General features: G+C 49.9%; 7 protein-coding genes. 4 read left to right on the top strand and 3 right to left on the bottom strand.

Features of this window, described 5'->3' with window-relative positions:
• Positions 1-230 precede the first annotated feature (230 nt).
• Positions 231-521, bottom strand: a complete 291-nt coding sequence (locus J4G78_RS06475; RefSeq protein ID WP_207989456.1) for a DUF5818 domain-containing protein — start codon at positions 519-521, stop codon at positions 231-233.
• A 530-nt stretch (positions 522-1051) separates the two neighbouring features.
• On the opposite strand from J4G78_RS06475, the gene J4G78_RS06470 reads away from it, so the two are divergent.
• The 4 genes from J4G78_RS06470 (at position 1052) to J4G78_RS06455 (ending at position 11226) form a co-directional block, all read left to right on the top strand.
• Positions 1052-3247: a type I secretion system permease/ATPase gene (locus tag J4G78_RS06470; RefSeq protein ID WP_207989455.1), complete on the top strand. Its 2196-nt coding sequence runs from the start codon at positions 1052-1054 to the stop codon at positions 3245-3247.
• On the top strand, positions 3244-4701 hold the full coding sequence (locus J4G78_RS06465; protein WP_207989454.1) for an HlyD family type I secretion periplasmic adaptor subunit: 1458 nt from the start codon (positions 3244-3246) through the stop codon (positions 4699-4701). Before J4G78_RS06470 ends, J4G78_RS06465 begins: the two co-directional genes overlap by 4 nt.
• A gap of 310 nt (positions 4702-5011) precedes the next feature.
• Entirely contained in the window at positions 5012-5620 is a 609-nt protein-coding gene (locus J4G78_RS06460; protein WP_207989453.1) for a hypothetical protein, read from the top strand.
• Positions 5621-5625: 5 nt separating this feature from the next.
• Positions 5626-11226: a putative Ig domain-containing protein gene (locus J4G78_RS06455; protein WP_207989452.1), complete on the top strand. Its 5601-nt coding sequence runs from the start codon at positions 5626-5628 to the stop codon at positions 11224-11226.
• A 194-nt stretch (positions 11227-11420) separates the two neighbouring features.
• Here J4G78_RS06455 and J4G78_RS06450 read toward each other — a convergent pair whose 3' ends face one another.
• The gene (locus J4G78_RS06450; RefSeq protein ID WP_207989451.1) at positions 11421-12329 is read right to left on the bottom strand and encodes a DUF5681 domain-containing protein; all 909 of its coding nucleotides are present in this window, start codon (positions 12327-12329) and stop codon (positions 11421-11423) included.
• Positions 12326-13663 carry a site-specific DNA-methyltransferase gene (locus tag J4G78_RS06445; RefSeq protein ID WP_207989450.1) on the bottom strand — a complete coding sequence of 446 codons (1338 nt, stop codon included), beginning with the start codon at positions 13661-13663 and terminating at the stop codon, positions 12326-12328. The genes J4G78_RS06450 and J4G78_RS06445 overlap by 4 nt, the downstream gene beginning before the upstream one ends.
• Positions 13664-13917 lie beyond the last annotated feature (254 nt).

Genomic DNA, 13917 nt, shown 5'->3' with positions numbered 1-13917 from the left:
TCTCTCCATCACGCTCCACGCAACCCCAATGACTTAGCGTGGTAAGGCGCCTGTAAGGCGTGTGTTTCGAAGGTAGTTGGCGCTTTGTAATGCTACTCGTGTGCACAGAAATTGTTGATGATATCCCATATCCGAAAAGAAGGCTGATCCTTAAACCTTGCCCAATGAAGCAGCTATGGGCTGGCGGGATATACTGAAGATATTTGACAAGACCTGGCTGTTACCAACATTCAAATGAGGGAAAGAACAATTCCCAAAATCATGGTCGACGAGAATAGCCAAAGCACAACCCTTTTCCAAATACTAAGCTTCCATAGCTTTCCATCAACCCAGATGTGATCCACATAGATCAGATCAAACCCCATCCGCTTGCCTTCAACGGTAAGGCGTTTTCCAATCAACGTTCGCATACTGCCGTTTATATCAAGCATCCAGCTGCTGCCGCCGTTCATTTCCAGCGCATAGCCCAACGGCGCCCGGCGTAATATGCCGGTTTCTCTATGTATTGTTCCTCTTGGCATTTCCGGTCTCCCCGGAAGTCGTCTGCGGTACGCCCCCGCTTTCGACTTCACACCTGATCCTTGGTGATCGGGGAGTTAGTATACCGATACAGATCGGTCCTATGGCCTTTAGACCCGAGAGCCCTGGACATACGCCACAGGCTCCCCGACCATAAGATCAAAGAGTGCGACGCTGTTACGGTCAGCATCTACCGTCTGTATCGGGGTTACTAATCCCCAATGCCCTGCGTGTGGGCATCACCGAGGTGTATGGGATAGTCGCGTCCAACAGACAATAGAAAAGCTGACTTTCCAGTCTTACTTAGACCCTAGGCTGAATATTCCGCGAGCCGCCCACTGTAGAGTGACTTTCGATCCCACCAGGTACCGATAATGCTCAAATTACATCCAAAATGGATGTAACGGTGTCCTTACATCAAAAGAAGTCAAGTAAATCAAAGTAGTTGACCATCGGTTATCAGATTAGTTGGCAAATCTAGAAAATGATTGTTACACCTTATTGCCTGAGTACAGCAGGGGCGCGTAAAATCATGTCCGAGGGGGCAGACGATCAAAACACCAGTGCAGATGTCGATCAGGCTGCGTTGACCAGTTCGGCGCCGCTTGACCCGGCGTTGGCTTGCTTTGTGTTGCTTGCCAAATTTCTCGGCGTTCCCGCAGACCCTAATCAGATCCATCATGACCGCGGGCAGGGCGATGAGCCTTATACGCTGGAACATCTGTCGCGCATTGCCAAAAAACTCGGGCTGATATCAAGGCTGCGCGATGCAAAGCGAGAAGAGCTGAGCAAGATACCGCTGCCAGCGATCTTGCGAACCCAAGATGGCGGCGCGTTTATCTTGCTGAAGATCGAAGAAGAGAGTCTAGCGCCCCGCTATTTGATCCAGCGCGGCGATGCCGAGCGACCAGAAGTCTTGTCAGTAGAGCAAATGGACGAAGTTTTTGCCGGGCGTTTGTTGCTGCTAACCTCGCGCGAAAAAGTTACTGGCGATAAACGGCCCTTTGACATAAGCTGGTTCATCCCGGCGCTGGTGAAATATCGCCGCGCCTTGCGCGATGTGCTGATCGGCAGCTTCTTTCTGCAACTCATGGGACTTGCCTCACCGATTTTCTTTCAATTGGTGATTGATAAAGTGCTGGTGCACCAGTCGCTCACAACCTTGGAGGTGCTGGCCTTTGGCTTGGCTGTTGTGCTGACCTGGGAGACATTTCTGTCGGCGCTGCGAAACTGGCTGTTCGCCCACACGACTAACCGTGTCGATGCTGAACTGTCGACCAACATGTTCCGGCATCTGGTCAATTTGCCGGTTAGCTATTTCGAAGCACGGCGCGTGGGCGACAGTGTCGCTCGCGTCCGCGAACTGGAAAATATCCGCCAGTTTCTCACCAGCAATGCCGTGACTGTGGTTATCGATCTGTTCTTCACCATCGTCTTTTTTGTGGTCATGTATATCTATTCGCCGCTGCTGACGCTAATCGTGGCGCTGACCATTCCGATCTACATTGCGATCTCCTTGTTCATCACCCCGCCGCTGCGGGCGCGGCTTGACGAAAAGTTTCGCCAGGGAGCAGAAAACCAGGCCTTTCTGGTGGAAACGGTTACTGGCATTGGCACGCTTAAATCCATGGCGGTGGAGCCGCAGATGCGCGACAAATGGGAAAAACTTTTCTCTGGCTATACGCAGACCGGTTTCAAGGTCGCCGTGCTGTCAAATTGGGGCAGTCATCTTATCCAGATCGTATCGAAGCTTACCACCGTGGCAATTCTCTATTTTGGTGCAAAAGCAGTGATAGCCGGTACATTCACCGTCGGTTCTCTCGTCGCGTTCAATATGCTGGCTGGGCGCGTTGCGCAGCCGATTTTGCGATTGTCCCAACTATGGCAGGATTTTCAGCAAGTGCGCATCTCTGTCGACCGGCTGGGCGATGTGCTCAACTCTCCGGCAGAGCCAGAATATAATCCGGGCCGCGCCAGCTTGCCGCCGATCAGTGGCCGTATAGAATTTGATAAGGTGCGCTTCCGCTATCGTCCCGATGCAGCTGAAGCTTTGCGCGGCGTCAGCCTGGAAGTGAAAGCAGGCGAGATGATCGGCATTGTTGGGCCTTCCGGTTCTGGCAAATCAACACTGACCAAATTGGTGCAGCGGCTTTATGTGCCTGAGCAAGGCAGGGTGCTGATCGATGGCGTTGATCTGGCGCTGGTCGATCCGGCCTGGCTCCGCCGACAAATCGGCGTCGTGCTGCAAGAGAACATCTTGTTCAATCGGACGGTCCGTGAAAATATCTCATTGGCTGATCCAACGCGGCCAATGGAAGCGGTGATCGCTGCGGCAACGCTAGCCGGAGCGCACGAGTTCATATTGGAACTTCCCCATGGCTATGACACGATCATTGAAGAACGTGGTGGCAATCTGTCCGGAGGTCAGCGTCAAAGGTTAGCCATAGCCAGAGCTCTGATTGGTGATCCGCGTGTCCTGATCCTTGATGAAGCTACCAGTGCGCTGGATGCGGAGAGCGAAGAGATTATCCAGAATAATTTGAGCAAGATCGCGCAAGGCCGTACGACCATGATTATTGCCCACCGGCTATCCGCTGTGCGCCAATGCAATCGCATCGTGACCGTTGAGGCTAGTGAAATTACGGAAATTGGCACGCATGACGAACTTATCAAAGCCGATGGGCGTTATGCCATGCTCTACAAAAAACAAATGGGCATCGGGGCATGAGCGAAGAACAAGCCAGCGCGGAAGATGCAGCGGTAAAAGAAGGATTTTTCGCACGCCGCTTCCCCGGCTTGGCGCGCCATTGGATGATCCTCCGGGAAAGCTGGGCGCAGCAAAATGTAGCCGATGATAATGCCAAGCCGCAAAGCGATCATGAATTTTTACCAGCTGCTCTGGAGATCATGGAGAAGCCAGCGAGCCCCGGCCTGCGCTGGTTGATGCTAATTCTGTGCAGCCTGTTTGCGATAGCCTTGCTGTGGTCGTTTATCGGCAAGGTTGATGTGGTCGCCACCGCCACCGGGAAGGTTGTGCCCTCGGCGAGCAGCAAGGTCATCCAGCCGATTGAGATCGGATCCATCCGCGCCATCCATGTGAAAAACGGTCAGCGGGTCAAGAAAGGTCAGTTGCTAGTCGAGCTCGACTCCACGATCAGCAATGCCGATGCGGCGCAAAGTTCTCAGCAGCTAATGTCTGCCGAAATTGTCCGTGCCCGCAATGATGCGCTGATGGCGCATCTAAAGGGTTTGAATGCGCAGTTTGTACCGCCAGCGGGAACGCCGACCGATGTCGCACTCACCCAGACGCAATTTGTGCGTTCGGCCATTGGTGAATATGAAGCCGAAAAGGCGAGCCTCGAGCAGCAACGCGCCGAACGCCAGGCGCAGCTTATCGGTGCGCAGGCGGAGATAGCAAAGCTCGAACAAACCCTGCCATTGCTCGACCGGCAACTGGCTGCGCGACAGGAGCTGGCTGAGAAAGGCTATTTCTCGCGCTTGCGCCTGCTGGAATTTGAGCAACTGCGCGTCGAGCATATCCAGAATATCGAAGTGCAGCACGCCAATGCGGCGCAGGCGCGGGCCTCCATCGGCAACCTCGATGCGCAGATCACAAGGTTGCGTCAGGCATTTGGCCGCGGCGCGGTATCGGAAATGGCGGAGGCAGAGGATCGCTCGGCCATGGCCGTTTCTGAGCTGCGCAAGGCCGCCAAGCGCCGCGAGTTCCAGCAGATCCGTTCACCGGTCGATGGCACGGTGCAACAACTCACCCTGACCACCATTGGCGGCGTGGTGCAACCCGCCGAGCCGATCATGGTGATCGTGCCGAATGATGCCGAGGTGCAGGTCAGCGCGCAGATCCTCAACAAGGATATCGGATTCATCTATGAGGGCCAGCCGGTACGGGTGAAGCTGGAGGCGTTTAACTTCACCGATTACGGCCTGATCGAAGGCGTGGTCGACAATATCAGCCGCGATGCGATCCAGGATGAAAATCTCGGGCTGGTCTATGCAGCGCGGATCAAACTCAACAAACGCCACCTGATGGTGGGTGGCAGGCGTCAAGCGATCGGCCCGGGTCTACAAGTACAGGCGGAGATCAAGACCGGCGAGCGGCGTATCATCCAATATTTACTGTCGCCCATTGCCAAGACAATGGATGAAGCAGGGCGTGAACGATAGATTAAGTATAGAAGCTACACTATACCGAGGGATTTAAGTAAACATCCGAAATGGATATATGATTTTTGAATCACGCACTTGTAAACCCCAGTAAATTCGCTAGCCTATTAAATTGGAGTCGCGCAATCACCGACAATGATCGGAGTCGCTAATATTTCGTCTCCCTGTTTCAGGGAGAAAGGGGCGTTGTGTATCTGACGAGGGGCTATTTAAAGTATTTGAAAAGCCCAGTGGGCGATGGATTTTTATTCTGGTCCATCGGCATCATGATCGACGAGTGTTACATAACGCCGAAAAGGGGTAAGAAGACATGATACGTCGTTTCTTGTTTAATCCTCCCTTCACCGTCACTCTTATGGCTGTGGCCGTATTGTTAACTATGGCATTCGAACGAAAGTCGGAAATTGATGTGCAGGCTAGGTTGCTTGGCGTACTGCCTAATCCAGAAACATGTCTATCAACAGATACTACTGATATACTGTTTCTGAACCGTCTCCGTAATCCTGAGGTAAGCGATGAACATCGAGGGGCTTCGGCTTATTTGATCAAAGACTTCGAAATTAGAACCGGATTGTTATCGGGCAAAAAGACAGTAATCGACCGTGAAAATTCTGACCATTGCATGGCAATCGCAGATCTTGATTCTGAAATTGCTCTTACGGTTGTGTTTAACGACGATACCGTTTCAACCGACTTGATTGATGTTTCTGTAATCAAAAAAAGATGTGCCGTTGGTTCTGAGCTTAAGATGAGTTTCGGTGTACCATTATTCGTTGGATCGAAAGCAAACGAAGTATACTTACACAAACTTTTGAATTTGAAAAACAACACCATTCGCAATGTTTACGAAATGGAAGAGGTGCAATATTCGAGCGACCTAAGCCCGCGGTGTTTTATTCCAGTATTGAATAGGGAGTAGCAAAATTGACCCAGCTAGCCAAAACATCCAACTCAGATTTAGTTTTTTCAAGCGTGGGAGACAACCTTCGGGGCGGCCTTTCAAATAATGTCAATGAGTTTAGAATTGCGGTTGCAACTGACCGAAATAATGATCCATTTCAGAATCCGACCTTCTCACAACTATCTGAAACCCTCAAAATTGGATTAGCTCAAGTCGGTATCAGTGATAGGTTCGATTTTCCAATTATTACACTAGCCCAAAGCCCAAATTACATATGGAACGTGGCGATGCGTCGAGCGTTCGCACTTGTATCATCAGTAGCGGATATCAGTTTTATATTTAATGCTCCTGGATTTGACAGCGAAGACAATGATGCTGATTATTTTTATGGTGTTTTGAATAGGGAATTGGATCTCGATGAAGATCCGGGATCGGGAGGCGTTATTCCTGAAGGGGCAGCTAAAGGTATCACTTTGGGTAATTTGAGCGTAAATCCGCTCGATCGCGATCCCATTCGCGGCACAGCGCAGACTTGGTTTTATGGCCCCACCAATGATGAAGAGCAAGTCTACAATACCAGCCTCCATGAAATGATCCATGCATTCGGCGGTGCCAATTCAACCCTTGGTCACGATTTGGATGCTAGATTGACGGCTCTAAGTAACGACAAGCTATCGCTATTAGGGGGCTATACCTATGATCTTGGCATCCTCGATATTTACGCCCTTCAAAAAAATTGGGGCGTCAATACGACCACTAATTCTGGGAATGACCTATATTCCATTACAGGCGAAGAAAAATGGGACAATATTGGCGACGGAAGTTTCGATAAAACTTATCAAACGATTTGGGACGCGGGTGGTATCGATCAAATAAGCGCCGCAGCGACAGAGGGGGACCTTTTCGGTAGCGGTTCTGTGATCGATCTTCGTCAAGGATCTTTTAGTTCAATAGGCGGTCTCGTCGATAATGTAGGGATCGCCTTCGGAGCTGTGATTGAAAATGCAACTGGCAGCGGCGCCGATGACGTGATTGTTGGCAACTTGGCCAGCAACACAATTTTGGCTGGACAAGGCGACGATTATATATTTGGTTCAGGTAAAGCATTACAGGAATTCCAGCAATCCCCAGGTCAATTTCTGAACCCATTACCAGTATTTGATTCCGAATTTTCCAAAGTGCAGGCTTTGGGCTCATCAGAAGAAGAATTCTTTAATCGTGACCTGATTTCAGAAGTGCCGCTTGGTACCAGCGACACAATTTTTGGCGGCGAGGGAAATGATTATATTTTTGGTGCAGATAGCGCCGATACTATTGTTGCCGGGGATGATGACGATACCGCTTTAGGCGGAGGCGGAAGGGATTTTCTTTTCGGTGGCAATGGTGAAGACGAACTGTCAGGTGGCGGTGGCAGTGATACTCTGATTGGCGGCGGTGGCAGTGACATACTCTATGGAGACGCTAAAGGTGGGGGCAATGATGGATCCACTGTCAATTATCTTTTCGGCGGCGATGGAGATGATCATATTCACTTGGGCTATAATGACTTTGCCATTGGCGGGGAAGGCCAGGATACATTTTACGTTTACACTGAAATTGACAATCCCAGTTCGTTCGACCTGAAAAGTGTTTTCATTTTGGATTTTGATCCACAACAAGACCAGCTATTTGTAAACGGCGTTCGGTTTACAGGCTATCAAAAAACCGTTTCAGGCATTCAACAATTGGCTACAATCTTGACGGAAGGCGACGGCGGCGGTTCGGTTACAAGCGATATTTATATACTCGATCAGCAGGTCAGTGGTTCATATGGCTCAAACCAATTTCGACCTAATATCATTCCATCAACAATCGATTTTTTCGCAGACCTAAGCGCCCCAGGGCTGAAAACAGCGTTTCGTAACGGAAATTATAGAGATGTTTCCGTTAGCAATATCGGGTCGCTGTCGTCGAACTTTGGTCTTGTCTCATTTGTCGACGCAGACATCACTTTCCCGACAAATGATGACGCCCCTCTATCCTTTAATTTGAACGATTATCTGAATGTCTTTGTTGGAGAACTCTGGACGAATGACGATTCTTTTTTTAGTCGGGACGCAGTCAGATTTCAGTCCGGTACTGTCGGTTTCAATTCGAAAATTGAATTTGATTCATCGCTTCGCGGACTAATTGAAAATTTCAATATCAATGTGCCTTTTGGAGGACATCGCATTGATCGCGAGCTGCCTGAAATTGAGAATACTGGAACTTTCACTGGTTTCAATGCCGAGCAAAAAACAATTTCGCGTTTTAGGCTGGATGAGGCCGTAGATTCGGCCAAAGCAGCAGCACAAACTGGCGCTGCGGCTTTTTCGAGCGCAAGATTTGCCGCTTCGGAAATTGCAGCGCCGCAACGCGCTATCCAAACGGGAGCGATCGCTAATGAACCGATTTCCTTCGTTTATGGTAATTTAATTGAAATTACCCTTCCTCCGCTGTCTACTGATCTGCAATTCGTCGCTTTTGAAGGCTTGCTTCAAGAAAGTGATCTTTCTCAGTTCAGCTTCTCGGAATTTGGAAATATTCTGAGTCTCAATGAATTAGGGTTAGTTCCAGACAATGCTGTTCTCACGTCGGTTGGTGATGACATCGGTGTCGTTCAGTTTGGTTCAGCTAGTGATGAAATTTTATTGGGATCATCAGGCAATGATTTACTCGTTGGCAATGGAGGCAATGATAGACTTACTCTCAACACCGATAGTGTTGCTGATATCGATCTATTAGTTGGTGGCGCCGGTGACGACGAATACATCCTCTCGGGCGCTCAAGGGGCGTTTGACAAGATAGTCATCGCAGAACGCCTTGCTGATGATGAAGCTGCCGATGGCAATGATATTCTAAGAATAAATGCCAGCTCGACTGTAATCACTGTGGTTGACGGCAGTGGTCCTGACGATTTGAGAATTTTGGTCCCAAATGTCCCTAATCCCGGGGATCCGAACCCAATCAGCGACGGTTTTGGAATTATTAATCTTATGAAACAGTTAGGTGACAATCCCGATAATTGGATTGAAGAAATTCATTTTTCAGATCGTGTGGTATGGACTAGAACGCAGCTTATTGCCGCAGCAGTTGCGGCTGATCCTATTTCCGTTGGTGTTATTGATGATGTAACAACATCCGAAGATACTGCGGTAGCATTTTCGGTGCAAGGTGCTTTCGTTGATACCTATCGTCGTGATTTTGAATATTCGGCGACTCTGGTTAACGGAGACGCGATCCCAGAATGGCTGAGCGTAGTCGGCGGCAACATAGTCGGTACGCCGCCAGAAAATTTCAATGGCCAGCTTGATATAGTTATTACTGGCACCATTGGCGCTGAATCAGTTTCAAGTGGTTTTGCATTGATCGTTACGCCGGAAAATGACGCTCCTGAAATCGACAATCCACTGAGCAGTGTGGTTTTGGCTGAGGATGATGTTATCGATCTTGTTGTTCCGCTTGATACATTTATGGATGTCGACGGAGATACGCTCTCGCTTTCTGCTGCGCTTTCGGACGGTTCTGTTTTGCCCGCTTGGTTAGCGTTCGATGGCGTACGGTTCGTCGGCACGCCGCCGCAGGACTTTAACGGTATTCTAGAGCTAACCGTTACAGCCAGCGACGGCGTTCTGCAGGTCAGCGACAATTTCCCGTTGACGATTGACCCAGTTAATGACGCACCTGTTCTATCGCTCATGATCTCCGATCAATCGTCCCTTGAAAATGAAACGATCAGTTTCGTGGTGCCAGTTGGAACATTTACGGATGTCGATGGCGACGTCCTCACATTGAGCGCTGCATTAACGGACGGGAGTAGTTTACCCGCATGGCTCCAATTTGATGGTTCTAGCTTTACCGGTGCTCCTCCAGCAGGTTTTACCGGAGATCTGGAGTTGACAGTGACGGCTAGCGATGGCGCGTTGAGCGTGAGCGATGATTTTATATGGACCGTACAGGCTCCTGCCGTTGGTACCGGCATTCCATATCCAGCCATCACCAACATTGTCGAATATGACAGCTATTACATGGAAGGCGGAGCAGCCAATGATGCGATGTTTGCAGCTTCTTCTTCGAATAACACCAATATGGTTGGCCTTGGTGGTAATGATCTACTGATTACAGAGAGCTGGAATTCATCGCTTCAAGGTCGCGACGGTTCTGATATACTAATCGTTCGCAATCTTGCTGCACGCGTCTACGGCGATGCCGAAGGCGATCAATATGGTAATGTGACGGGGCCGGGCAATACGCAGTCCGCCGATTACTTCGTTTTTAATGTTGCTAATTATGTGGGCAATCCGGCGGAACTTGATCCCCAATTTGTGTGGGCGGAAATAAAGGATTATAGTGATGGCAACGATAAGATTGCGATCCTTAACGGCTCGGGCGGCGTGAATGGTTTTGGTGATCTCACGATAACTCAAAACGGTGCAAATGTGGACATCAGTACGGCCACAATTCCCAAAATTATACTCGAAAATACATTGCTGTCAGACATTGATGCATCGGACTTTATCTTCGGTGCTGGGGCTAGTGGTGTGACACCGCCCGGCAATAACGGCATTCCTTATCCCGCTATCACCAACATTGTTGAATATGACAGCTTTTATATGGAAGGCGGAGCAGCCAATGATGCGATGTTTGCAGCCTCCTCTTCGAATAACACCAACATGGTTGGTCTTGGCGGTAATGACCTTCTGATTTCAGAGAGCACGAATTCATCATTACAAGGGCGCGATGGTATTGACGTGCTTGTGGTTCGTAATCTTGATGCGCGCGTCTACGGCGATGCAGAAGGCGATCAATATGGCAATGTGACAGGACCGGGAAATACGCAATCCGCCGATTACTTTGTCTTTGACATTGCAGATTATGTCGGGCCGGCCTGGGCTCTGAACCCCAGTGAGATTTGGGCAACGATCAAAGACTATAGCGATGGCAACGATAAGATTGCGATTCTAAATGGCTCTGGCGGCGTGAATGGTTTTGGTGACCTGACAATCACGCAAAACGGCACCAGCGTGGATATTAGCACGCCGACCATTCCAAAGATTGTGCTCGAAAATACCCTCCTGTCCGATATCAATGTATCCGACTTCATCTTCGGTGGCGGTTCAACCACGAGCACTCAATCTTCGGCTGCACCGCAGGCTATAATTGGGGATAGCTATGCAAGATACGAGAGAAATTTGAGGCTGCAAGCCCCTGTCGAAGGGCGATTTAAAGAACCCGGCATGCGGTACTCGGAAGTGCCAGAACTTGAAGCCCTGCGCGCTGGTTTGAACAGAGGACTTACTGATCTAGAAAGACAGGGATCGGCTTCGGCTTTCACCCGTAACAAAAATATATTCGACTATTATGAACAGCTAAGTAAGGACGGGCATAGGCAATCGACATCAACCCGCCGCACTAAAATGAGCGCCAAATCCGATCTCATATCCAAAGAAGCGATTTCGGTTTCTTATGGAACATCTGGCGGTTCAGATGCTCTTAAAATCGCTTTGATGACGCAGGATATGAATATGTTCGGTGCTTCTTCGGCAGGGACCTCGATGAAAATGCGCGACAGAGACATAACGGTTATGGCGTATTTTGCAGCTTGATCTTCTGCAAAGTGTTTAACTTTGACACTGAACTCACAAAGCAAATGCTGGTCGAATAACTATCAGATACGACAAAATAACCTCGACTTTATCCACCGCATTGCATCCTGCTATGGATGCTCCTATTTGCGAATGGCTTTGTAACCTAGCAGAATGCAAATAGTCGCTTCCAACATGGTGGCTGGCTTATTCACCTATTGATAACCCAAATTTTCGCATTCACGCTCCAGCTCAGCAAGCGACCGAAACCCCTTGCGCTTCAACAGAGGCTGCATGGTCTTATTGACGATCTGATACGTCTCCCGCCGTGCTTTCTTGTCGAGCTTGGGCTCTGGCAGCAGCTCTGCTTGCCGCTTGGCTGCTTGTGCCCGTGCATGCAACTGGTGGATCGGCACCGCCAAGAGTTTCATATACTCCCGGTCGATATCATCTCGCTCGATCTGCCAACGCCGCGGCAGCATATTGTTCAAGATAACCCAAGTCAGATGCGCTACCAGGAGTAGTGGATCATTACCGCCGCTTATCTCTGCGACCAGGGCGTACAGACGATAATCGCGCAGATATCTTATGCGCCTGTACATAGGCACATCTGATGGATCTAACGGTCCCCTGATGGTCCACGTGCGCCTGTGATGATCGATTATAAAATCATCGGGATGCGGCCATGGATCATCTGGTTCACAGCCTTCTTTGGCTTTTGCCCAGATGCGCTCCTGTTGGGCTTTCCATCGCAGCGCAGCCTTGAAATCTTTTTCTTGCCTTTCGCGCTGATGCTGCTCGCGCAAATACGCCCGCTCCTCGAGTAGCCTTGCCTCCTTCAAAACCTCTCGCTGTGCTGCAGAATTGCCTGCCAGCGCGCTTTTCTGCTGCGCCAGCAAGATGGCTTCCAAAACCTTCATGGTCTTGGCACCGCCCGGACCTTTGAGCGCAATCTCGCGGTCCAGTTGCGCCCGCAGGATTTTGTCTACCTTTTCGCCTGCTATCGGTTCTGCTGTAGGTTGCGCTTTCTTTGGCCTGCCGGCTGGGTTGCCAGATTGACCCTTGCGAAACTGTGTATAGCGCGGCGGCCGACCAAAACCGATGTCATAATCGTCCTTGCTCATGATGCATTTCCCTCGGCTGGGACTTGCTGCATCCATTCCATCTCTTCAAAAGCCAGCCCATCTGCTGTACGAACGGCAGGCTTACCGGTATAACCCTGCCAGCGCCTCACAATAGTGTCGCAATAGAGCGGATCATATTCAATCAGCCGGGCGCATCTCCCGGTTGTGTGAGCCGCAATTAAGGTGGAGCCCGATCCACCGAAACAATCGAGGATGATCTCTCCTCGCCGCGAACAATCGCGGATAGCATCGGCGACCAATGCGACCGGTTTAACAGTAGGATGCATGGCCAGCTCTTCATCCCGGCTGGTGCTCATGCTGCTGATACCGGCATAGTCCCAGACATTAGTGCGATAGCGTCCGCTTTCTCCCAGGCCAAAGCTGTTGGTATGAGGAGCGGTACCCTTCTTATACACAAAGATCAGTTCATGCTTGGACCGGTAAAAGGTACCCATCCCGCCATTGGTCTTGTTCCAAACCACAAGGTTCTTAAGCTCGGTAAAGACAGTATTGCCCGCTTCTAAGAGCTCGCTCATATGACGCCAATCCATGCAGACATAAGCAATGGAGCCATCGCGCATATGACCGGATGCATGACTGAGTGTCGTAGACAGAAACGCTGTAAATCCTGCTTTACTCATTTCACCGCTGGCAAATGCAAAGTTGCGATGCTGGACATTGCCGAGGCCGCAGACATGTCCATCAATTTTGACATTGTACGGCGGGTCGGTGAATAATAGATCAGCGCGCTCCCTACCGAGCAGCCGAGCAAAGACATTCCCATCCTGCGCATCACCACAAACGAGACGGTGCCGTCCCAACTGCCAGATATCACCGCTGCATGTCACGGCGCTTGAGAGCAGGGGAGGCACCACATCTTCCGCACTGTCGGCTTTAGCGGGATCAGAATCATCGGCTTCGTCGAGCACCAAATCGATTTCCGCCAGATCAAAGCCGGTGAGCTCTACATCAAACTCCAGATCGATTAGCCCCTGCAGTTCACCTGCCAGTAAATCCTTGTCCCAGCCGGCATTTAAGGCGAGCTTGTTGTCGGCCAGAATATAGGCCCGGCGATCCGCTTCGCTCATATCCGATAGCACTAAGGTCGGGACAGTTTTGAGACCTAACAGCTTGGCTGCCTCTACCCTGCCATGACCTGCGACAATCTCATTCTCATCGCTAACAAGAACAGGATTTGTAAATCCAAAACGCTCTATGCTGTCTGCAATCTGCCGGATCTGTTTTTTGGAATGGGTGCGCGCATTGCGCGCATAAGGGATAAGCGTATCTATACGGGCATCAGTAACGGCACGGGTAATATTACTCTCAAACATAAAACTTCTCCAATCATTTTGCGGGTTTTTAAGACGATCGGGTCGTTCATGAGATTGTTCCTCTATTATATTTTACGTTCTGTTACATTTATAGAATATGGATCATCAACTTTTTGTCAACAAGAAGTATTTCGTAACTGTTGATGGTAAGAAGCTTCTGGATTGACGCTTGGTTTGAACTGGTTTGGTAGTTTGCAGGCGCTCTTGAGTTTAGCAGCAGGGTATCCTGAACAAAGAGGATCGGGCGCAGATTA

Origin of the sequence: Parasphingorhabdus cellanae (assembly GCF_017498565.1) — a bacterium.
GTDB classification, from domain to species: domain Bacteria; phylum Pseudomonadota; class Alphaproteobacteria; order Sphingomonadales; family Sphingomonadaceae; genus Parasphingorhabdus; species Parasphingorhabdus cellanae.
The sequence above is the reverse complement of the archived record's forward strand: the minus strand, read 5'-3'. Positions and strand labels throughout refer to the sequence as shown.

What these genes read in the sequence shown, in the direction of transcription:
- J4G78_RS06475 (WP_207989456.1), bottom strand. Translation starts at nt 521, where the DNA reads ATGCCAAGAGGAACAATACATAGAGAAACCGGCATATTACGCCGGGCG.
- J4G78_RS06470 (WP_207989455.1), top strand. Translation starts at nt 1,052, where the DNA reads ATGTCCGAGGGGGCAGACGATCAAAACACCAGTGCAGATGTCGATCAG.
- J4G78_RS06450 (WP_207989451.1), bottom strand. Translation starts at nt 12,329, where the DNA reads ATGAGCAAGGACGATTATGACATCGGTTTTGGTCGGCCGCCGCGCTAT.
- J4G78_RS06445 (WP_207989450.1), bottom strand. Translation starts at nt 13,663, where the DNA reads ATGTTTGAGAGTAATATTACCCGTGCCGTTACTGATGCCCGTATAGAT.
- J4G78_RS06465 (WP_207989454.1), top strand. Translation starts at nt 3,244, where the DNA reads ATGAGCGAAGAACAAGCCAGCGCGGAAGATGCAGCGGTAAAAGAAGGA.
- J4G78_RS06460 (WP_207989453.1), top strand. Translation starts at nt 5,012, where the DNA reads ATGATACGTCGTTTCTTGTTTAATCCTCCCTTCACCGTCACTCTTATG.